We start from the raw sequence: 21,426 nt of genomic DNA, 5'->3' as shown, positions 1-21,426 counted from the left end.
CGGACATGCCGTCCCTGCCCACCACACCCGTCCCGATCGTCCTCGCGGGCGCCCGCGGCCACGGACGCTGGCACCTCGCCAACATCCGCCGTCTCCAGCACCAGGGCCTCGTCCGGCTTGCCGGGGTCTGTGAGCTGAAGCCGCTCGACGACGGCGAACTCGACGCCTTCGCCGGTGAACTCCCGGAGCAGTCCTCCGACTTCGGTGCGCTCCTGGACTCCACCGGGGCCCGCGCCGCCGTCATCTGCACCCCGATCCAGACCCATGCCGAACTGGCGCTCACCGCCGCCGGCCGGGGCGTCCACCTCCTGCTGGAGAAGCCGCCCGCCGCGACGCGGGCCGACTTCGAACGGATCCTGGCCGGGGTGCGGGACGCCGGCGTCGCCTGCCAGGTGGGTTTCCAGTCCTTCGGCTCGCACGCCGTGCCCGCCATCCGCGAACTCGTGCGCACCGGCGCCATCGGCACCGTCCGGGGCTACGGGGCCGCGGGCGCCTGGGTCCGGGACGAGGCCTACTACCGGCGGGCGCCCTGGGCCGGGCGGCGCCGGATCGGGGACACCGACGTCGTCGACGGGGTCCTGACCAACCCGCTCGCCCACGCCGTCGCCACCGCCCTCGAACTGGCCGGCAGCGGCACGGCCCAGGACGTCGTCGCCGTCGAGACCGAGCTCTTCCGCGCCCACGGCATCGAGGCCGACGACACCTCCTGCGTACGCATCACCACCGCCTCCGGCGTCCCGGTCACCGCCGCCGTCACCCTCTGCGCGGAGCAGGCCGGGGAGCCCTATGTGATCGTCCACGGCGACCGCGGCCGGATCACCTTCTGGTACAAGCAGGACCGGGTGCTCGTCCAGCGCGCCGGACACGGCCCCGAGGAGGCGGTGCACCGGCGGACCGACCTCCTGGAGAACCTCGTCGAGCACCTGGTCCGGGATGCCTCCCTGCTCGTACCGCCGCACCGCACCGGGGCGTTCATGGAGGTCGTCGAGGCGGTACGGACCGCCGACGAACCGCGCGCCCTGCCGGACGACGCCTGGTACACCGTGCCCGCGACCGCCTCCGCAGCCCCCCGCCGGGTGGTGCGCGGGATCGACGGACTGGTCGCGGCGGGCGCCGACACCCTCACCCTCTTCTCCGAACTCGGCGCCCCCTGGGCGACCAGGTCCTGTCCGGAGTTCCCCCGCGGCGTCGCGGCGTCCGGTGCCGCCGCCTCCGGCGTTGTCGTCAGTCGCGAGGGCTCCGCCCTCCCTCCCTCCTCCGCCTTGGATCCGACGGCACCGGACGCCGCTCCTTCTCCCGCGCTGGAACCCCGGACAGGACCTACCACCGAGGTGAGTTCATCGTGACCACCACCGCACTGCTGAGCTGCGCCGGCCGCCCGGTCGGCCGCTACACCTACCTCCCCGCCGCCGACGGCCGGCCCTACCTCCACCCGGTCACCACCCTCGCCGGCACCCCCGTCACCGAGGAGCGCCCGGCCGACCACGTGCACCACCTGGGCACCTCCGTCGCCGTCCCGGACGTCGCCGGGCACAACTTCTGGGGCGGGCGCACCTTCGTCCGCGACCAGGGCCCCACCGTGCTCGACAACCACGGCGTCCAGCGTCATCTCGGCTGGAAGCTCCGCGACCCGGACGGATTCGTCGAGGAGCTCAGCTGGGAGGCCGGCGACACCGAACTGCTGCGGGAGCACCGCACGGTCGCCGCCGCGGAACTCTCCCCGGCCGCCTGGGCGCTGGACTTCTCCTTCTCGCTCACCAACCGGGGCACCGCGGACCTGTCGATCGGCAGCCCCGCCACCAACGGGCGGCCGGGCGCCGGATACGGCGGCTTCTTCTGGCGGGCGCCCAAGGAGGCGTCGGCGCCCGCCGTGTTCAGCGGCTCCGCGGAGGGCGAGGAGGCGGTGCACGGGAAGGCCGCCGACTGGGTGGCGATGAGCGGCGACGGCTGGACCCTGGTCTTCGCCGGGGCGACCGAGGAGACCCGCCGGGACCCGTGGTTCGTGCGGACCACCGAGTACCCGGGCGTCGGCTCCTCCCTCGCCGCGGACCGCCGGCTCCCCGTTCCCGCGGGTGCGACGATCGTGCGCCGGGTCGTCACCGTCATCGCGGACGGCCGGCTCGGCCCGGACGAGGCCGCGGCCTACGTCCGCCGGGCGGTGACCGCGTGAGCGCCCCGGCCGAGCGCCCCTGGACCGCCGACCTCGGCGACGGCACCTACCGCAACCCGGTGCTGAACGCCGACTGGTCCGACCCCGACGTGGTGCGGGTCGGCGAGGACTTCTACCTCACCGCCTCCAGCTTCGGCCGGGTCCCCGGACTCCCGTTGCTGCACTCGCGCGACCTCGTCAACTGGACCCTGATCGGCCATGCCCTGGACCGCCTCGAACCTGCCGCGGACTTCGCGGTGCCCCGGCACGACTGCGGGGTGTGGGCACCGTCGCTGCGGCACCACGCCGGACGGTTCTGGATCTTCTGGGGCGACCCCGACCACGGCATCCAGCAGATCAACGCCGAGGACGTCCGAGGCCCGTGGAGCGCGCCCCATCTGGTCAAGGCCGGCAAGGGACTGATCGACGCCTGCCCGCTGTGGGACGAGGAGACCGGCGAGGCCTACCTCGTGCACGCCTGGGCCAAGTCGCGCTCCGGGATCAAGAACCGGCTCACCGGCCACCGGATGAGCCCCGACGGACGGGAGCTCCTCGACGAGGGCAAGACCCTGATCGACGCCGACACGATCCCCGGCTGGTTCACCCTGGAGGGCCCCAAGCTCTACCGCCGGGACGGCGAGTTCTGGATCCTCGCCCCGGCCGGCGGGGTGAGCACCGGCTGGCAGGGCGCCTTCCGCTCCCGCGAGTTCTTCGGGCCGTACGAGGAACGCGTCGTCCTCGCCCAGGGCCGTACCGAGGTCAACGGGCCGCACCAGGGCGGCTGGGTCACGACCCCGGCCGGCGAGGACTGGTTCCTGCACTTCCAGGAGCGCGGGGCGTACGGGCGGGTGGTGCACCTCCAGCCGATGCGCTGGGACGCGGCGGACGGCGGCTGGCCGGTCATCGGCGACGGGGGCGAACCCGTCACCGTACACACCAAACCGGTCGCGCCCGAGCAGTCCGCGGCGGCCCCCGCCAGTGGTGACAGCTTCCCGGGCGGCCGGTACGGCAGGCAGTGGCAGTGGACGGCCAACCCCCGCCCCGGCTGGACCGTCGAGCACGGCGGGGACGGGCTGCGGCTCAGCTGCGTACGGACCGCGTACGCACACGATCTGCGGGCCCTGCCCAACGTGCTGGTCCAGCGGCTGCCCGCCGAGACGTTCACCGTCGAGGCCGATCTGGCCCTGGGCAGCGAGGTGCCGGGGGCCAAGGCCGGTCTCGCGGTGCTTGGGGACGCGTTCAGCTGGATCGGCCTGGAGCGGCCGGCGGACGGTGCGGACGGGATTCGGCTCGTGCACCGGTACGCCGAGACGGTCGCCGAGCACGAACGCGACGCCGAACACGGCAGGGCGGCCCCCGACGGCACGGCCCGGCTCCGGATCGAGGTCACCGCCGGCGCCCGCTGCCGCTTCTTCGCCGACACCGGGGACGGCGCCGGATTCAGGGCATCGGGCCAGGTCTTCGCCGCCACACCGTGGCGCTGGGTCGGCGCTCTGCTCGGCCTGTTCGCCACCGCACCACCGGGAACGGGGCCGGCCGGGACGGCCTGCTTCACCGGATTCCGCACCACCCCCTGAAACGCGTACCGGACAGGCCGTCGAAGGGCGACGGCCGGCCGGCACCGGACCACCGAACCCCCCACTCATGCGCACGAACCGAGAGAACCGAGAGAGAAGAGCCGATCATGAACATCTCGAAGACGCAGCGGGGGCGTGCCGCGGCGGCTGTCTCGCTTGCCGCGGTGCTCGCACTGACCGCGACCGCCTGTGGTGACGACGGCAGCGACACCGGTACCGAGGGCAGCGGCAAGGGCGAGATCACCTTCTGGGACAACAACGGTGGTCCGCGTACCGCCATCTGGACCGAGATCATCAAGGACTTCGAGAAGAAGTACCCGGACATCAAGGTCAAGTACGTGCCGATCCCGATCGCCGACGTGCAGTCCAAGTACGACACGGCCATCGCCGGCGGCGGTCTCCCGGACGTCGGTGGCGTGGGCACCGCCTACCTCGCCAACATGGTCTCGCAGGAGGCCCTCGACCCGCTCAACGACCGGATCAAGGGCTCCACACTCAACGGCAAGCTCGTCGAGAGCATGGTCGACGGCGTCAAGGTCGCGGGCGGCCGGGGCGACGACATGTACTCCGTGCCGACCTCCGCCAACAACGGCGCACTCTGGTACCGCACCGACCTGTTCAAGACCGCCGGCCTCGAAGCGCCCACCACCTGGGCCAACTTCTACAAGGCGGCCGAGAAGCTCACCGACTCCAAGGACAACAAGTTCGGCTACACGATCCGCGGCGGCGCCGGCTCCATCGCCCAGGCGATCGACGCCTCGTACGGCCAGTCCGGCATCACGGAGTTCTGGAACGGCGACAAGACGACGCTCAACGACCCGAAGAACGTCGCCGCGCTGGAGAAGTACGTGGCGCTGTACAAGAAGGCGACGCCCGCCGCCGACGTCAACAACGACTTCACCAAGATGGTCGCCCAGTTCGACACCGGCACCATCGGCATGCTGAGCCACAACCTCGGCTCCTACCAGGACCACCTGAAGGCGCTGGGCAAGGAGAAGTTCGCCGGCATACCGAACCCGATCGGCGACGGCGGCACCCGGGTCCAGGTCTCCAACCCGGTCGACGGTCTCGGCCTGTTCCGGTCGAGCAAGAACAAGACGGCCGCCTGGAAGTTCATCGAGTTCGCCGCCTCGCACGAGTCGAACAGCAAGTGGAACGAGTCCGCGGGCGCCATCCCGGCCAACACCGAGGCCGCCAAGGACCCGTGGATCAGCGCCACCGAGTCGACCGAGCTCGCCGCGAAGGCCCTCACCGACGGCTCCACGAAGATCGTGCAGCTGCCGTACTACCTGCCGGACTGGAACAACATCAGCAAGGCGGACAACGAGCCCGAGTTCCAGAAGCTGCTGCTCGGCAAGGTCACGGCGAAGGACTTCCTGGACAAGATCGCGGACGAGCTGAACAAGGCCCAGAAGGAGTGGAAGGAGATCGGCAACGGCTGATCCGGTCCCTCTCCAGGCCGACACCCCGGTGACCGGGGACCGGCGGCGGTTCGGGTCGCGTCCCGCCGCCGGTCCCCACTCCTCCTGCACTTCTCCTCCTGCACCCCGTACCGCCGTACGTCCGCGTACGCACCGCTACGCATCCATGAGAGAGGCAGCTTCACCGTGTCACTCACCCGCAGGCAGACCGCGGCCGCCATCGCCGCGCTGCCCCTGGCGCTCGCCACCGGTACCACCGCGGCGGCGCACGGACCGGGCGGCCGTCCCCGCCCCCGCACCCTGCACATCGCCGGCGACTCGACCGCCGCGCAGAAGTACGCCGACGCGGCGCCCGAGACCGGCTGGGGCATGGCCCTGCCGTTCTTCCTCGGCCGCTCCCTGACGGTCGCCAACCATGCGATGAACGGCCGCAGTTCGAAGAGCTTCATTGACGAGGGACGGCTCGCCGCCCTGCTGGACGAGGTGCGCGAGGGCGACCTCCTGCTGATCCAGTTCGGGCACAACGACGAGAAGACCGAGGACCCGGCCCGCGGCACCGACCCGTACACCACCTACCAGGACTACCTGCGCCAGTACGTGAACGGCGCGCGGGCCCGCCGGGTGCGGCCGGTCCTGCTCACCCCGGTGGAGCGCCGCCGCTTCGCCGACGACGGTACGGCGAAGCCCAGCCACGGCGCGTACCCGGCCGCGATGCGCGCGCTGGCCGCCGAGGAGCGCGTACCCCTGCTCGACCTCCAGGCGCTCACGCTCGCGCGCTGGCAGGAACTCGGCCCCGACGGCACCCAGTCGTACTTCAACTGGCTGGAGCCGGGGCAGTCGCCCAACTATCCCGACGGGCGACAGGACAACACGCACTTCCAGCCCCGCGGCGCCATCGAGGCCGCACGGCTCGTCGCCCGGGCCCTCGTGGCCGGGAAGGTACTCGCCCCGCGCGACGTACGGCGCACCGATTCCGCGATCCCGCTCGAGTGGATCACCTGGCCGCAGGCCTGACCCCGGCCGCCACCCCCGTTCCCCCACGGTTCACTTCACCTCACCTCACCACCGAAGGATCCGCCATGCCCGCACGCATCTGTCATGCCCGCGCCATTGCCCTGGTGATGGGCTGCGCCTCCCTGGCGCTCGCCGTGTCCGTCCCCGCCCAGGCCACCGCGCACCCGGGCGGAGCCGGCCACCAGAAGGGCATCGACCGCGCCGTCCTCGCCAAGGGCGACGGCTGGGCCGCAGCCGACGGCTCCACCACCGGCGGCGCCGCCGCCACCCCCGACCACGTCTACACCGTGAGCAACCGGGCCGAACTCATCGCCGCCTTCGAGGACGCGGGCGACGCCCCGAAGATCGTCAGGATCGACGGCACCGTCCACGGGAACTCCGACGCCGCGGGCACCCCGATCGACTGCGACGCGTACCAGACCGACGGCTACACCCTGGACAAGTACCTCGCCGCCTACGACCCGGCCACCTGGGGCCGCGAGGAGGTGCCGTCCGGCCCCATGGAGGACGCCCGGGCCGCGTCGGCCGAGCTGCAGAAGGCCGCGGTGAACGTCAACGTCCCTTCCAACACCACCCTCGTCGGGGTCGGCAAGGACGCGACGGTCATCGGCGCCAGCCTCCAGATCCGGGGCGTCTCCAACGTCATCGTCCGCAACATCTCGTTCGAGGACACCTACGACTGCTTCCCCCAGTGGGACCCCACGGACGGTGAGACCGGCCACTGGAACTCCGAGTACGACAACCTCGTCGTCTACGGCTCCCACCACGTCTGGGTCGACCACAACACCTTCAGCGACGGGGACCGCCCCGACGCCGGTCAGCCGCGTTACTTCAACGAGCTGTACCAGCAGCACGACGGGCTCTTCGACATCGTCAGGGGCGCCGACCTGGTCACCGTCTCGTACAACGTCCTCAAGGACCACGACAAGACGATGCTCATCGGCAACAGCGACGGAGCCGGCGCGACCGACAGCGGCAAGCTCCGGGTCACCCTGCACCACAACCTCTTCAAGGACGTGAACGAGCGCGCCCCCCGCGTCCGCTTCGGGCAGGTCGACTCGTACAACAACCACTTCGTCGCCACCAAGGGCAGCGTCTACGGCTACACCTACGGCATCGGCTCCAAGTCCCAGCTCGTCGCCGAGCACAACGCGTTCACCCTCGGCGCCGGATTCGACCAGGCCAAGATCCTCAAGAAGTGGTCCGAGTCCCCGCTCACCGCCACGGACAACTACGTCAACGGCCGCCGCACGGACCTCATCGCCGTCCACAACGCGGGCGTCCCCGCGGAGCAGCTCACCGCGGGCGCCGGATGGACGCCGACCCTGCGCACCAGGGTCGACCACCCGCTGTTCGTGCCCCTGATCGTGGGCCTCAAGGCGGGCGCCGGCCGGATTCCCGGCGCCTGAGCACCGACAGTCCCGTACCGGACCGCCCCCGCCGGTGCCTCCACGGCACCGGCGGGGGTGCCGCCCGGCCCGTCGCACACCCCGCGCAGGAAGTAAGGAAGTACCGCCATGCCCAGCAGACGCAGCGCCCTGGCCCTGCTCGCGGGCGGCAGCGCCGCCCTCGCCCTCGGCGCGGCCCCCGCCGCGCACGCCCAGGACCGTCCCGGCGCCCGCCCCTTCGGACGCTACGGCTCACCGTCCCACCGCCTGGACGCCGCGACCCTGTACGTCGACGCACGCGGCAGGGGCGACCACACCGCGGTCCAGGCCGCCGTGGACGCCGCGACCGGCCCCGGCCGCACCCTGGTGATCGCCCCGGGCACCTACCGCGAGACCGTCGACATCCCGGCCGACCGGACCGGCCTCACCCTCATCGGCGCGAGCGACGACCCGCACGACACCGTCATCGTGTACGCCAACGCCAACGGCACCCCCCGGCCCGACGGTTCGGGAACCTACGGCACCAGCGGCTCCGCCACCGTCACCGCCCGGCCCGCCGGACTCACCGCCCACGGCCTGACCTTCGCCAACGACTGGCTGCGCGCCGACCATCCCGATTACACCGGCACCCAGGCCGTCGCCATCAAGGTGCAGGGCGACCGCTCGGCGTTCTACGGCTGCCGCTTCCTGGGACACCAGGACACCCTGTACGCCGACTCCCTCGCCCTCACCGCCTTCGCCCGCCAGTACTACCGCGACTGCTACGTCGAAGGCGACGTCGACTTCGTCTTCGGCCGCGCCACCGCGGTCCTCGACGGCTGCCACTTCCGCACCCTGGCCCGCACCGATCTGACGGCCGCGCCGTACGGCTTCGTCTTCGCGCCCAGCACCGCCGGTGCCAACCCGCACGGCTACCTGGTGCGGCGCTCCCGCATCACCAGCACCGCGCCGGACGGCTACTTCAAACTGGCCCGCCCCTGGGTGCCCTCGTCCGACCTCACCGCGCACCCGATGCTGACCGTGCGCGACAGCCACCTCGGCGCCGGGATCGACACGGACGAGCCGTACGGGACCATGTCCTCGGGCTTCCCCTGGCAGGAGCAGCGATTCGCCGAGTACCGCAACACGGGCCCCGGCGCGCGTGTCACCGTGCCCGCCAACCGCCCCCGGCTGACCGCGGCCGAGGCGCGCCTGCACACCGCGGCCGCCTGGTTCGGGGACTGGCGTCCGTACCGCTAGGGCGTGCCAGGCATGACGGGAGCCCCGCCGGAGCGGTCCGGCGGGGCTCCCGTCACCGTCGCTCAGTCGTAACTGATGTCCGAACTGCTGTACTTGCAGTACGTGCCGTCCGGCCCGCTGCCGGTCTCGGTCGGCTCGTCACCGTCGTCGTTGCCCGTGTAGCGCACGCACGGCTTGATCTTCTTGCTGCTGTCGCCGTGGATCCGGACCGACCTCAGCGTCGCGGTGTCGCCGTAGTTGGTGTTGATCCCGACCAGCGCCTTGCCCGGCGCCGTCACGTCGATGCCGCTGACCGAGATCGTCCGCTTGTACTGCTTGGAGCAGTTGCCGCACGACCGGACGAGCTTGCCGAAGTCCGAGACCTGGAAGCCGCTGATGCTCAGCGTGCCCGCGCCGTTGAACTGGAAGACCTTGTCGTCGGCCTTCCTGGCACCGCCGCCGGTCACCTTGTACGTGGCACCCGACGAGGTGCCCTTGAAGGACGCCGCGTCCTCGCCGACGTCCTCCCACCACACGTTCTGGATCGTGCAGCTGCCCTTGCAGTGGATGCCGTCGGCGGCCGGCGAGCCGACGACCACGTTCTTCAGGACGGCCCCGTCGGCCAGTTCGAAGATCGGGTCCTGGCCCTCGTCCTGCCCGCCGTCGCCCAGGTCCCCGCTTCCGTAGAAGCGCTTCAGCCCGCCGTCGTACGTCCCCGAGACCTTGATGGTTGCCGAGACGGCCTTCGAACCCGAGGGCGTCGGCCATGCGGCGGCCGCGGCGGCGGTGGGGGCCGCGCCGGCCGACTGGACCAGCAGGCCGGTGGTGAGCGCGGCGCCGGTGAGCGCCAGCGCGGTGGTCGAAGCGGCGATCATGCGGCGGCGGCCGGTGCGCCGGGCGTGGCTGCCGTGCGGTGCGGCTCGATTCTTCATGTCGGTGTCCCGTTCCTTGGTGGTGGGGGGAGCGTTGCGCTCCTTGGTCGCCACCGCGGGGGACAAGGGTTGCCGGGTTCCGCCGTCTTCTTTCCGTCCGGGCCGGCCGGTCAGTGATCCGGGCCGAAGCGGTCGCCCACCGAGGCCCGTTCACCGTTGGTGCGGACCGCGTGCGCCGTCAGGTAGTCGCCCGTCGCGTCCCGGTCGCCCTCCGCGTGGTTGTACTGCCCGGCGAACGTGTGGGTGCCGGCCGGCACGGTCCGGCCCGCCCGCAACGCCCACCGGTAGACGAGATGGCCGCTGTCCTCGGTCACCGACACGGTGAAGTCCTTCTCGGGCAACGAGCGCCAGGAACCGGTGCTGTTCACGCCGCCGGTGAGGGCGATCCGCAGCTCCACGGTGAGCGAGGTGAGCGGCTCCGACGTCCGCAGCGTCACCTCGCTCTGGGCCCAGTACGCGTTGGAGTGCGGGTCCACAGCGCCGTCCGCCCACAGCGGTCCGTCCTCGGTACGCAGCGAACCGAGGCCCGCGGGCGGGGTCACGGACGGCGCGGGGGAGGACGCCACGGGCGCCGCGGCCCGCTCCCCGTGCGATCCGCCCTCACCGGCGGACGTGACGGCCACCGCACCGAACGCCAGCACCCCGCAGACCGCGGCCGTCGCCCCCGCGACCCGCAGCCACGGAGCCGCCGCACGCCGCGGGCGCACCACCCGGACCGGCGGACGGCCCTCGGCCATGCCCCGCTCCACCCGGGCCAGCATCCGCTCCCGGTCGGGGCGGTGCGCCTCGGCGGCCTCCCGCAGCCGCACGGACAGCTCCTCGTCCTTCACCGGTCTCCTCCGCTGCGCTGCGCCGCCACGGCCGCCTGGACGTGCGAGGCGGCGGCGGGCGTCTCCGGACCCAGCAGCCGCTGCAGTTCCGCGACGGCCCGCGAGGTCTGGCTCTTCACCGTACCCACCGAGATCCCGAGCACCAGCGAGGTGTCGCGCTCCGAGAGGTCGAAGGCATGCCGCAGCACCACACACGCGCGCTTGCGGAACGGCAGCCTGCGCAGGGCCCCCTGGACGTCGACGACCGCCGACACGTCCGGATCGTCGACCGCGTCCCCGCCGCCGCGCGGGGCCCAGAACAGCGCGATCCGCCGTCGCTCGCGCACCGCGCTGCGGATCCGGGTCCGCGCCATGTTGGCCACGACGCCACGCGCGTACGCCACCGGATGGTCGGCGTCCCTGACCCGGTCCCAGCGGTGCCAGAGCGCCAGCAGGGCGTCGGCCGCCAGGTCGTCGGCGGCGTCGGCCTCGCCGGTCAGCAGATGGGCCAGCCGCGCGAGTTCGGCGTAATGGGCCTCGAAGAACTCATGGAACTCGGCGGCAGCGGCATCGGCGTGGTCGATGGATGTGCCCACAGCTACCTCATCTCAGCGCTCGAATCCCGGTGCCCGCACGGTCGGACTGTGTACGTTCCCATCCGCCGCCCACAGTGGGCGGGCGGGGCGAGAGCGTACCAGCGCGCCACGGAAGCGCTTCGACGTGGGTGCGTAACCAAGTAAGACGTAACCGGGCGAAAACCTGAAGGGGCCCGGGACATGAGAGACGTCCCGGCACCCCGATCCGGGTGCCGGGACGTCTCTCGTGTCCCGCTTACCGCTGCAACGCGGCTTTCATCATCTTCTGGGCGATGGGGGCCGCGAGGCCGTTGCCGCTGACCTCCGAAGCCGCCGAACCCGAGTCCTCCACGATCACGGCGACCGCGACCTCCTGGCCGTTGCCGTCGTCCTTCGCGTACGAGGTGAACCACGCGTACGGGGTGTTGCTGTTGTCCACCCCGTTCTCCGCGGTGCCCGTCTTGCCGCCCACCTCGGCCCCGTCGATCCGGGCGTTGGTGCCGGTGCCCTCCTCCACGACGGTCACCATCGCGCTGCGCAGCTGTTCGGCCGTGGACGAGGACACGATCCGCTTCATGTCACCGTCCTCGAAGTCCTCCAGCGTGCCGCCGTCCGCGTCCGTGACCTTGGAGACCATGTGCGGTGCGGCCAGCTCGCCGTCGTTGGCGAGGGCCGCGGAGACCATGGCGATCTGGAGCGGCGTCGCGGTGACCTCGAACTGGCCGATGCCGCTCAGCGCCGTCTGCGCCTTGTCCATCCCGGAGGGGTAGACGCTCTTCGAGGCCCGTACGGGCACGTCCAGCTTCTCGGTGTTGAAACCGAACTTCTCCGCCATCGCCCGCACCTTGTCCTGGCCGAGATCGGCGGCGACCTTGCCGAAGACGTTGTTGCAGGAGTACTGGAGGGCCACGCGCAGCGTCGCGTTCTCGCAGGGGGCGGTGGCGCTCTCGTTCCTGAGGGGGGTGCTGGTCCCGGGCAGCGTGTACGGGACGGGGCTCTTCGTGGGCTCGTCGACCGAGCCGTACAGCCCGTCCTCCAGCGCGGCCGCGGCCACCACCAGCTTGAACGTCGAACCCGGCGCCAGCGGCTGCCGCAGCGCGCGGTTGACCAGCGGCTTGTCCGGGTCGGCGAGCAGTTTCTGCCAGGCGTCGCCGTCCGTCGTCCCGCTGATGGTGGACGGGTCGTAGGACGGGGAGGAGACCATCCCGAGGATCTGCCCGCTCCTCGGGTCGATCGCGACCGCCGCGCCCTTGTCGTCGCCGAGCGCCTCGGCCGCCGCCTTCTGCACCGCCGGGTCGATCGTGGTCAGCACGTTGCCCGGTGCGCTCCGCTTGCCGGTCAGCGCGTCCAGCGGGTTCTTCAGCCGGGTGTCGGTGCCGTCCAGCACATGGCTGTAGATCCCTTCGAGCTGGGTGGAGCCGTAGGCCTGCGAGCCGTAACCGGTGACGGCCGCGTAGAGGTCACCGTCCTCGTAGGTGCGCTTGTACGCGAGATCGCCGCCCTCCGTCCTCTTCGATCCGGTGACCGGGGAGCCGGACACGATGATGTCGCCGAGCGGCTGCGCGTACTGCGCGATGACGTTCCGCCGGTTGTGGTCGTCTTCTGCGAGCGCCCGGGCCTGGTACGCCTGCACCCAGGTCGCCCGCCCCAGGAGGGCGAGGACCAGCAGCAGGCTGAAGACCGAGGCGCGCCTGATCGTCTTGTTCATCCCGCTGGAGGGACGAGCGGGACGCCGCGCTCCGTTCCCGGTTGTGCCGCTTCTCACCCATTCCTCATGAACGCGCTGCCCCCGCCGGGTCAGCGGGGCGTGATGAACCCGGACTCGTACGCCGCGATGACCGCCTGGGTGCGGTCCCGGGTGCCGGTCTTCGCGAGGACGGCCGCCACATGGCTCTTCGCCGTCGCCGGGCCCACCCGCAGCCGGCCGGCGATCTCCGCGTTGGTGAGCCCGCTCGCCATCAGCCGCAGTACGTCCGCCTCCCGGTCGGTGAGCCTGGCCGCCCACGGTGGCGCGGCGGCCGGCTGCCGCTTGCCGTACGCGGCGGCCAGGCCCCGTACCGCGGCGGGGAAGAGCAGCGAGTCGCTGCGGGCGACCAGCCGTACCGCCTGCACCAGGTCCTCGGCAGCCGCCCGCTTGAGCAGGAAGCCCGCCGCTCCGACGCGCAGCGCCTCGTACACGTAGGCGTCGTTCTCGAAGGTGGTCACGACGACGATGCGTGGGGCGGGGTCGAGCGTGGCCAGGATCTGTTCCGTCGCCCGGATCCCGTCGACCTCCGGCATCCGCACATCCATCAGCACCACGTCGGGGCGCAGTTCGCGCACCACGGAGACGGCCTCGGCGCCCGTCGACGCCTCGCCCACGACCTCCAGGCCGGGCTCCGCGTCCAGGATGACCCGCAGGGCGGTGCGGACCATGCGCTCGTCGTCGGCGAGGACGATCCGGACCGGTGTGCTCATCGCTGCTCCTGTGCGGGGGTGTGGAGGGGGAGGCGGGCGGTGAGCCGCCAGTGGCCGTCGTGTTCGCCGGCCTCGGTACGGCCGCCGAGCAAGAGGGCCCGCTCAGTGATGCCGCGCAGACCGCGGCCTCCTCCGGGGCGCACCACCGCCGGCCGTCCGGGCAGCGGACTGGCCAGGACGATCTCCAACTCCCCGGCGGCGTGCACCGTGATCCGCAGCCGCACCGGTTCACCGCGCCCGCCGTGCCGCAGCGCGTTGCTCAGCCCTTCCTGCACGATCCGGTACGCCTCGCGGGACACCGTCCCCGGGACGCCGTCCGGGTCGCCCTCGGCGACGTACTGGACGGGCAGCCCGCAGTGCGCGAGCAGCCCGCCCAGCGCGTCGAGCCCCGGGCCGGACGGCTCGTCCGGCGCCCAGGCCCCGTTGTCGTCCCGGCGCAGCAGCCCCAGCACGGTGTCGAGCTCGCCGACGGTACGCCGGGTCGTCTCCTCGATCGCGGTCAGGGCGGCCCGGACGAACTCCGGGTCGCTGTCCAGCACCCTGCGGGCCGCGCCTGCCTGGAGGGTGACGGCGCTGAGCGCGTGGCCGACCGAGTCGTGCAGTTCGCGGGCCAGCCGGTTACGGACCGCCAGCTCGGCCGCACGGCTTTCGGCGGCGGCCAGCCGGTCGTCCGGGGTCGGGCCCAGCAGGACCGGTGCCCGGTTCGCCAGCAGTGCCCCGGCCGCCGCCGCGCAGCCCGTCAGGGCCACCAGCATCGCGGTCCCGGCGAAGGGCGCCAGGGCCAGGACCCATGACCGGTCCAGAGCCTCGGGCAGATACAGCGCCAGGGGGTCCCGCAAGCCTGAGAAGAGCGGCAGCCCCATGACACCCACGGCGAACGGCACCAGCGACAGCGTCATGCCGCTGATGACGCCGCCGAGTCCCACATGCAGGGTGAACCAGGCCGCCGAACGGATCCTGGCCTGCCGGGTCCTGGCGGGCCCGTCCGCGAGCGGCCGGTCCGCCGGCAGCCCGCACAGCGCACGGGCGGCGGCCACCGAGAGCGGCCGGGCGAGCGGGAGGAGCGCGGTGACCGCGGCCATCGGCAGGGCGTAGGCGAACGCGATCAGCTGGTTGACCGGTGAGTCGAAGACATTGACGTCCGGGCGGTACAGCCCCACGATCACCGTGCCGACCAGGAAGTACGGCATCAGCAGGGCGCCGCCGATGATCAGGTGCAGCCAGCGCTGCCGGGCCCTTCGGCCGAGCAACGGCGTCACGCCCGGGGGCCCGCCGGCCGGGTCGCGGCCGCGCGCTCCGCCAGGAAGTACGCGCCCAGCGTCATCACGAGCGTCCCGACCAGCATCTGGACAGCGTAGATGAGCACCATGGTGGCGGTGGGCTGATCGGCGATGTCGTCGACATCGCTCAGCGAGGCGATGCTCATCCAGCCGCCCCAGCAGGCCGTCGCTCCGGATCCGCCCCAGGCCAGCGCGAGCGGCACCCGCAGCGGCAGCGCGGAGTCGCGGCGGAAGGCGAGGAGCAGGACCCCGGCGACGGTGACGACGAGGAAGAGGACGTAGACCGCTTCGAGTACCGCGGAGCCGCTGGTGCGCTCCTCGATCCGGCCCTCGTTGAGGCCGGCCGTCGAACCGGTGGCCCAGAGCAGATGCAGCGTGCCGGGCACCAGGGCGAGCAACGAGGCGGCGACGGCGGCGGCCCGCAGGACGGGAGAGGTGGGGCTGTCGGGCAGTTCGCGCAGCGTGCCCTGCCAGAGGTGGCCCCAGCGGTCCTTGGCGTACAGCGCGAACAGGGTGCCGAGGGCCAGTCCCTGGATGATGAAGCCGGTGTAGACGACGCCGAAGACCCACTCGTCCAGGAAGGGGCGGCCCACGTCACCCTTGTTGACCGTCTTCCCGCCCAGAAGCCGGACCAGGAGCTGGAGCGGATAGCCGGTCATGATCGGCAGCAGGAGACCGGTGGCCACCCACATCGGCAGGGCGAGCAGCCAGGCGGGCACGCGGCGGCCCCAGGCCTGGGTGAGCAGCAGGGCGATGACCACGACGGCACTGTCCATCAGGACCGACGCGCCGTTCGCGACGGCCATCGTGGTGCGGTGGTCGAGGAGCGAGCTGCCGTCCGGGATGCCGACGTGACTGCCGGAGATCCAGGCGGCCTTGAGGACGATGTAGGGCAGGCACGAGACGATCGCGACGCAGCGCAGCGCGGTGCGGTGGCGGTCGGTGACCGGAGCGGCGGCCGGTGCGGGAGCGGGTACGAGAGGTGTCTGCGTCATGGCACCCACGCTGCCGCGCGGCCGGGCGGGGCACGTCCTGCCGGGCGACGATCCGTCTCCGCCGGACGGCGGAGACGGATCGTCGTGGAGGGTCGTCGCGACGGACCGTCGGGCCGTCGCGCCGGGTCAGACCAGTTCGGGCTGCAGTTCTGCCTGCCGCACCGGTGCGGGCTTCGGATCCCACTGCCGGGTGGTCCGCACATACGCGTAGATCACCGAGACCAGTGCCCCGATGAGCAGTGGGCCGAACAGCCAGGCATGGGCGGCCATCTGCGTCGGCAGCCAGCGGGCGGCCACCAGGATCGCGGCGAAGACCGTGCTGCCGTAGGCGACCAGCTGGATTCCGGACCGTTCCCAGCCGCGGCTCTGAGAGCGCAGGGCCGTCTCGATCGTGAGGGTGAAGATCACGCCGGTGATGATGTCGATGCCGTAGTGGTAGCCGAAGCCCAGCGTCGCGGCGAGTGTGGCGATCAGCCAGAACGTGCCCGCGTACCGCAGGAACCGGGGGCCCTTGCGGGAGTGGATGAAGATCGTGGTGGCCCACGCCGTGTGCAGGCTGGGCATGCAGTTGCGCGGGGTGAAGTCGTCGAACGGCATGTGGTGGGGACCGCTGCGCGGCGGCAGGGTGTCGGGCCACAGGTTGGCCGCGGCCCAGTGCCCGCCTTCGGCGCCGTAGGCGAAGACCGGTCCGACCACCGGGTAGATCATGTAGATGGCCGGTCCGAGGAGGCCGATGACCAGGAAGGTGCGCACCAGATGGTGGGCCGGGAAGGCGCGTTCGTCCGCCACCTTGCGCAGCTGGTACAGGGCGACGACGACCGCGGCCACCGCGAGCTGCGTGTAGACGGAGTCGAGGAAGACCTCGCCGAACGAACCGGTGGCCCTGACCATCCGGCCCACCAGCCACGAGGGGTTGCCCAGCGCGTGGTCGGCGGTCGCCACGTACTGGTCGAGCACCAGCGGGCGGGTCTTCGAGGTGATGAGCAACCAGGTGTCGCCGGTCTTGCGGCCGGTCACCAGCAGCAGGCCCAGCCCGACGCCCTTGAGCAGCAGGAGACGTTCCGCACCGGTGCGGCGGGTGACGGCGATGACCGCGCACCCCAGGATCACCCACAGCGCGCCGTTGCCGAAGGGGTGGCCGTGGGTCACCGGCGCGTCGGCCACCCAGCGCACCAACAGGATGACGAGGTCGATACCGATCGCGGTCCCCACCGCGATGAACCGCTGCCGCCAGGTGAGCACCACCAGCATCAGGCCCATGCTGGCGTACAGCAGGAACCCCGAGGCGGGAGCGACTATCACCTCTCGCGCCTGGCTGGCGATCGGTCCCGGCAGTCCGTAGTGACGCGCGGCGATTTCGAGAGCGACGAGGAATCCGAGGCCCACCACCCCCGCCGTGGCCCACAGTACTGTCCTCGGCCGACGCCAGGTACCGGACGTGATTCCGTTGGTTATTCGCGAAAACACCCGCGATGCTATAGGTATCAAGAGTTTGGCCGATTTGTTAGATGCTGGTGGAGTACGTCGCGACATGGGTCATTTGTCGCGTCGGGTGGCGTGGTTTGCCGGTGCGGTGTGGACGATGAGGTCAATCGCCATGAATTCGAGCATGTTATCGGAGTGATGTTCGAGGACTCGATGGTCATGGCGGATTACGCGGCAGGCCGCCGGCCTGCCGCGTGGGGCGGGCGGCGGTTCTCACCCGGACCGGTGTCACCCGCAGAGGTCTCACCCGGGCCGGTCTCCCGCGCAGGTCTCACCCGGGGGGTCCGCCCAGAAAGGTCTCACCCGCGCAGGTTTCACCCGGCGGGCAGGGTGAACAGCAGCTCGTCCGTCTCCTCGCCGCGCGCGTGCGCATACCCGTGGTCCTCGCCGGTCACGGTGAAGCCGCACTTCTCCAGGACCCGCCGCGAGCCCACGTTGTCGGCCGCGGCACGTGCGTGCAGCGGGCGTTCCGGTACGACGTCGAGCAACGCGCCCAGCGCGGCCGTGGCCAGACCGCGACCCCAGTGCGCGCGGTCGATCCAGTACATCACCTGCCGGTCGTCCGGCGCCCCGTACGCACCGGCGCTGCCGACCACCGCACCGTCCGCGAGCACCGTGCGCGTCACGACCGACGGATCCGCGAGGATGCGCGCCCAGTGCGCGTCGAACGCCTGCCGGTCGGACGGGTCCTCGCTGGTGAAAGCGGCCGTACGAACCGACTCGGGGTCGGACATCCACGCGAAGAACAACGGCAGGTCGGTGTCGCGCACCGCGCGCAGCGAGACGTTGACGCTCCCCACGGTCAGAGCCTCCGGGTCGCGAGGGTCAGCCGGTCCCGCGCGTCGAACAGCGCGTCCTTGACCATCTGCTCGTGCGCCGGTGTGAGCCGGGCGACCGGCACCGAGCAGCTGATGGCGTCCCGGGCCGGGGTGCGGTACGGGACCGCGACGCCGAAGCAGCGCAGCCCCAGGGTGTTCTCCTCGCGGTCCACCGCATAGCCCTGTTCGCGGATCAGGTGCAGCTCCTCGATGAGCTTCTCCCGGTCGGTCAGGGTGTGCTCGGTCAGCGCGGGCAGCGTCTCGGGCAGCATCTTGCGGACCTGCTCGTCGCTGTGGGTGGCCAGCAGCGCCTTCCCGAGCGAGGTCGAGTGCGCGGGCAGCCGGCGTCCGACGCGGGTGAAGGGGCGCAGGTAGTGCTGGGACTGGCGGGTGGCGAGGTAGACCACGTTCGTTCCGTCGAGCCGCGCGAGGTGGATGGTCTCCGTGGTGTCGTCGGAGAGCCGGTCCAGGGTCGGACGGGCGGCCGCGACGACCTCGTCGCCGTCGATGTACGAGGTGCCGACCAGCAGTGCGCGCACACCGATCCCGTACCGCGTCCCCGTCGCGTCCGTCTCCACCCAGCCCAGCTCCACCAGCGTGCGCAGCAGCATGTAGAGGCTGGACTTGGGGTAGCCGACGGCCTCCTGCACCGCGGCGAGGGAGTGCATGCCCGGCCGCCCGGCGAAGTACTCCAGCAACTCCACCGTCCGTACCGCGGACTTGACCTGTGCCCCACCAGACTCGGCAACCGACATGCCCAACGCCCCTTCCAGCCCACTTGGGAAACCCTGCGACTTCTTGCCAACACCGAACGCCCGGAAATAGAGTCGCTTCATATTCACGATCAGGAACTCTGTTCAGAATACCGAACAACTTCTGATGTGTGGCAGTGGAGCGGAAGGAAACACGGTGGCAGCAGCACCAGTCTGGAGCGTCGACCCCCGCACCGGGAACCCGCGTGAGCAGGTTGCGGTGGAGGCTACAGCGGAGGAGGTCGACCGTGTGGTCCGGGCCGCCCACGCCGTACGGGCCTCCCTCGCGGACCGCGCCGTGCGCGCCGCGTTCCTGCGCACCGCGGCCGATCTGCTCGCCGGGGCCGGTGAGCACGTGATCGAGGCCGCCGACGCCGAGACGGCGCTCGGACCGGCCCGGCTGACCGGCGAACTCGCCCGCACCGCAGCCCAGTTGCGGGCCTTCGCGGAGGTCGTCGACGAGGGTGCGTACCTCGACATCCACATCGACCACGAGGACGCCACTCGCACCCCGCCCTGGCCCGACCTGCGGCGTTACAAGATCCCCCTCGGCGTCGTCGCCGTCTACGCGGCCAGCAACTTCCCGCTCGCCTTCTCCGTACCCGGCGGCGACACCGCCAGCGCCCTCGCGGCCGGCTGCCCGGTCGTGATCAAGGCACACCCCGACCACCCTGCGACCTCCGAACTGTGCGCCTCGCTCCTGCGCAGGGCCGCGGCGCAGCACGGACTGCCCGAGGACGTCGTCACCCTGGTGCACGGCTTCCAGGCGGGCGTCGAACTGGTCCGGCACCCGCTCGTCAGCGCCGCCGGCTTCACCGGCTCGATCCGCGGCGGCCGCGCCCTCTTCGACGCCGCGGCCGCACGGCCGGTCCCCATCCCCTTCCACGGCGAGCTCGGCTCCCTCAACCCCGTCGTCATCACCGAGGCGGCCGCCGCCGAGCGCGGCGAGCAGATCGGCGCGGGGCTCGCGGGCTCGATCACCATGGGCGCGGGCCAGTTCTGCACCAAGCCCGGCTTCGTCCTGGCCCCCGAGGGCGAGAACGGCGACCGGCTGCTGAAGTCCCTCACCGGAGTGGTCAGCGACACCGAGGCCGGAGTCCTCCTCGACCACCGCATGCGCGACGCCTTCCTCGCCGGAGTGAGCGAGCGCGCCGCACTCCCGGACGTGGAGCTCCCGGTCACCCCCGGAGCCGGCGGCGATCACACCGTCGCGGCCGGCTTCCTGACCGTACCGGCCCACCTGCTCGCCACCGAGGGCCCGCACGACGCGCTCCTGGAGGAGTGCTTCGGCCCGGTCACCGTCGTCGCCCGCTACACATCCGAGGACGAGATCACCGCGGTCCTGTCCCGGCTGCCCGGCAACCTCACCGCCACCCTCCAGATCGCCACCGAGGAGGCCGACGACAGCGCCGCCGCGCTCCTGGCCGCGCTCACCCCGCTCGCCGGACGCGTCCTGGTCAACGGCTGGCCGACCGGCGTCGCCGTCGCGCCCGCCCAGCACCACGGCGGCCCGTACCCGGCCACCACCTCCACCTCCACCTCGGTCGGCGCCACCGCGATCGAGCGCTGGCTGCGCCCTGTCACCTACCAGACGACCCCCGAGGCGCTGCTCCCGCCGGAGCTGCGCGAGGACAACCCGCTGGGCCTGCCCCGCCGCGTGAACGGACACCCCGCATGACCCTGAGCCTCCCCGAACTCCCCTTCGGCCTGGAACCGTTCGGTCCCGCCACGGGCTGGAACTACGAGGAGGGCGTGCTCACCGGCCGCGCGGGCGCCCGCCAGGACCGCTTCGTGCCGCCCGGCGGCGCCGCCCTCGACACGGAGAGCGACGCACCCCGCCTCCTGGGCCCCGCCCCGGCAGGCGACTTCCAGCTGATCGCCCGGGTACGCGTCGGCTTCGCCGCCGCCTTCGACGCGGGGGTCCTCTACCTCCACGTCGGCGACCGGGAGTGGGCCAAGATCTGCCTGGAGCTCTCCCCGGAGCGCCCCACCATCTGCACCGTCGTCACCCGGGGCCACTCCGACGACGTCAACTCGTTCGTCGTCGACGGCGACACCTACTGGCTGCGCCTGAGCCGCACCGGCAACGCCTTCGCCTGCCACGCCTCACCCGACGGCGAGAAGTGGACCTTCGTCCGCGTCTTCGCCCTGGGCGACGCGGAAGGGGCAGCCGGCGCGTCCATCGGCTTCCTCGCCCAGTCGCCCACGGGCGAGGGCTGCGAGGTCTCCTTCGACCGGATCGAGTTCCGCCCGACGGGCCTCGCGGACCTGCGCGACGGCAGCTGACCGAAGCACGCCTCGATGCCCCCGCTTTCCTTCCTTGTCCGGAGAGCGGGGGCATCGGCGCGCGTGGCCGTACCCGGTGGGGACCGCCACCCCTTCAGCCGGCGGCCGATCATCTGCGTTCGGTGATCTCCGACGACGCGCCCAGGAGCACGGCACGCAGCATGCGGACGGGGCCGAGCGGCGTGGCGGGACGAGACCCGCGTGTCCGGCGTCCTCGGCGCGTCAGCGGGCCCCGGCCCGGACGGAATCCGTGAGCGGTCCGGGGCGGGA

The 21,426-nt window shown here is 72.0% G+C and carries 19 protein-coding genes; 9 read left to right on the top strand and 10 right to left on the bottom strand.

Going from position 1 to position 21,426, the window contains the following annotated elements; all coding sequences use genetic code 11:
• Nucleotides 1-5: 5 nt before the first annotated feature.
• The 7 genes from OG446_RS07450 (at nucleotide 6) to OG446_RS07420 (ending at nucleotide 8,788) form a co-directional block, all read left to right on the top strand.
• Entirely contained in the window at nucleotides 6-1,346 is a 1,341-nt protein-coding gene (locus OG446_RS07450; protein ID WP_328893270.1) for a Gfo/Idh/MocA family protein, read from the top strand.
• On the top strand, nucleotides 1,343-2,170 hold the full coding sequence (locus tag OG446_RS07445; RefSeq protein ID WP_328893269.1) for a PmoA family protein: 828 nt from the start codon (nucleotides 1,343-1,345) through the stop codon (nucleotides 2,168-2,170). The genes OG446_RS07450 and OG446_RS07445 overlap by 4 nt, the downstream gene beginning before the upstream one ends.
• On the top strand, nucleotides 2,167-3,726 hold the full coding sequence (locus OG446_RS07440) for a glycoside hydrolase family 43 protein (protein ID WP_328893268.1): 1,560 nt from the start codon (nucleotides 2,167-2,169) through the stop codon (nucleotides 3,724-3,726). The genes OG446_RS07445 and OG446_RS07440 overlap by 4 nt, the downstream gene beginning before the upstream one ends.
• Before the next feature lie 107 nt (nucleotides 3,727-3,833).
• Nucleotides 3,834-5,168, top strand: a complete 1,335-nt coding sequence (locus tag OG446_RS07435) for an ABC transporter substrate-binding protein (protein ID WP_328893267.1) — start codon at nucleotides 3,834-3,836, stop codon at nucleotides 5,166-5,168.
• Nucleotides 5,169-5,333: 165 nt separating this feature from the next.
• On the top strand, nucleotides 5,334-6,161 hold the full coding sequence (locus tag OG446_RS07430; protein ID WP_328893266.1) for a rhamnogalacturonan acetylesterase: 828 nt from the start codon (nucleotides 5,334-5,336) through the stop codon (nucleotides 6,159-6,161).
• 65 nt (nucleotides 6,162-6,226) lie between these two features.
• Nucleotides 6,227-7,570 carry a pectate lyase family protein gene (locus OG446_RS07425; RefSeq protein ID WP_328893265.1) on the top strand — a complete coding sequence of 448 codons (1,344 nt, stop codon included), beginning with the start codon at nucleotides 6,227-6,229 and terminating at the stop codon, nucleotides 7,568-7,570.
• A gap of 108 nt (nucleotides 7,571-7,678) precedes the next feature.
• Complete coding sequence (locus tag OG446_RS07420) at nucleotides 7,679-8,788, top strand: pectinesterase family protein (protein ID WP_328893264.1); 1,110 nt, start codon at nucleotides 7,679-7,681, stop codon at nucleotides 8,786-8,788.
• Between the two features lie 62 nt (nucleotides 8,789-8,850).
• Here the strand turns inward: OG446_RS07420 and OG446_RS07415 are convergent, their stop codons facing one another.
• The 10 genes from OG446_RS07415 to OG446_RS07370 form a co-directional block, all read right to left on the bottom strand.
• On the bottom strand, nucleotides 8,851-9,699 hold the full coding sequence (locus tag OG446_RS07415) for a pectate lyase (protein WP_328893263.1): 849 nt from the start codon (nucleotides 9,697-9,699) through the stop codon (nucleotides 8,851-8,853).
• 110 nt (nucleotides 9,700-9,809) lie between these two features.
• Nucleotides 9,810-10,529, bottom strand: coding sequence for a hypothetical protein (locus tag OG446_RS07410; RefSeq protein ID WP_328893262.1), 720 nt, complete (start codon nucleotides 10,527-10,529; stop codon nucleotides 9,810-9,812).
• Nucleotides 10,526-11,104, bottom strand: a complete 579-nt coding sequence (locus OG446_RS07405) for a SigE family RNA polymerase sigma factor (RefSeq protein WP_328893261.1) — start codon at nucleotides 11,102-11,104, stop codon at nucleotides 10,526-10,528. Before OG446_RS07405 ends, OG446_RS07410 begins: the two co-directional genes overlap by 4 nt.
• Nucleotides 11,105-11,339: 235 nt before the next feature.
• Nucleotides 11,340-12,791: a peptidoglycan D,D-transpeptidase FtsI family protein gene (locus OG446_RS07400; RefSeq protein ID WP_328893260.1), complete on the bottom strand. Its 1,452-nt coding sequence runs from the start codon at nucleotides 12,789-12,791 to the stop codon at nucleotides 11,340-11,342.
• Nucleotides 12,792-12,880: 89 nt separating this feature from the next.
• Nucleotides 12,881-13,540: a response regulator transcription factor gene (locus tag OG446_RS07395; RefSeq protein WP_328893259.1), complete on the bottom strand. Its 660-nt coding sequence runs from the start codon at nucleotides 13,538-13,540 to the stop codon at nucleotides 12,881-12,883.
• The gene (locus tag OG446_RS07390; protein ID WP_443050266.1) at nucleotides 13,537-14,730 is read right to left on the bottom strand and encodes a sensor histidine kinase; all 1,194 of its coding nucleotides are present in this window, start codon (nucleotides 14,728-14,730) and stop codon (nucleotides 13,537-13,539) included. Before OG446_RS07390 ends, OG446_RS07395 begins: the two co-directional genes overlap by 4 nt.
• A 65-nt stretch (nucleotides 14,731-14,795) precedes the next feature.
• Nucleotides 14,796-15,815, bottom strand: coding sequence for a hypothetical protein (locus tag OG446_RS07385; protein WP_328893257.1), 1,020 nt, complete (start codon nucleotides 15,813-15,815; stop codon nucleotides 14,796-14,798).
• A gap of 126 nt (nucleotides 15,816-15,941) precedes the next feature.
• Nucleotides 15,942-17,303: a phosphatase PAP2 family protein gene (locus OG446_RS07380; protein WP_443050050.1), complete on the bottom strand. Its 1,362-nt coding sequence runs from the start codon at nucleotides 17,301-17,303 to the stop codon at nucleotides 15,942-15,944.
• Between the two features lie 311 nt (nucleotides 17,304-17,614).
• Nucleotides 17,615-18,100 carry a GNAT family N-acetyltransferase gene (locus OG446_RS07375; protein WP_328893256.1) on the bottom strand — a complete coding sequence of 162 codons (486 nt, stop codon included), beginning with the start codon at nucleotides 18,098-18,100 and terminating at the stop codon, nucleotides 17,615-17,617.
• Nucleotides 18,101-18,102: 2 nt separating this feature from the next.
• Nucleotides 18,103-18,873, bottom strand: coding sequence for an IclR family transcriptional regulator (locus tag OG446_RS07370; protein WP_219569419.1), 771 nt, complete (start codon nucleotides 18,871-18,873; stop codon nucleotides 18,103-18,105).
• Nucleotides 18,874-19,027: 154 nt separating this feature from the next.
• Between OG446_RS07370 and OG446_RS07365 the strand changes: the two genes are divergently transcribed.
• Entirely contained in the window at nucleotides 19,028-20,548 is a 1,521-nt protein-coding gene (locus tag OG446_RS07365) for an aldehyde dehydrogenase (NADP(+)) (RefSeq protein WP_328893255.1), read from the top strand.
• Nucleotides 20,545-21,156 (top strand): DUF1349 domain-containing protein, encoded by a 612-nt coding sequence (locus tag OG446_RS07360; protein ID WP_328893254.1) that lies wholly within the window; start codon nucleotides 20,545-20,547, stop codon nucleotides 21,154-21,156. Before OG446_RS07365 ends, OG446_RS07360 begins: the two co-directional genes overlap by 4 nt.
• The last annotated feature ends 270 nt before the right edge of the window (nucleotides 21,157-21,426 follow it).

This window comes from Streptomyces sp. NBC_00236, from assembly GCF_036195045.1.
Classification (GTDB): Bacteria; Actinomycetota; Actinomycetes; order Streptomycetales; family Streptomycetaceae; genus Streptomyces.
This window is presented reverse-complemented; position numbering and strand designations above follow the sequence as displayed.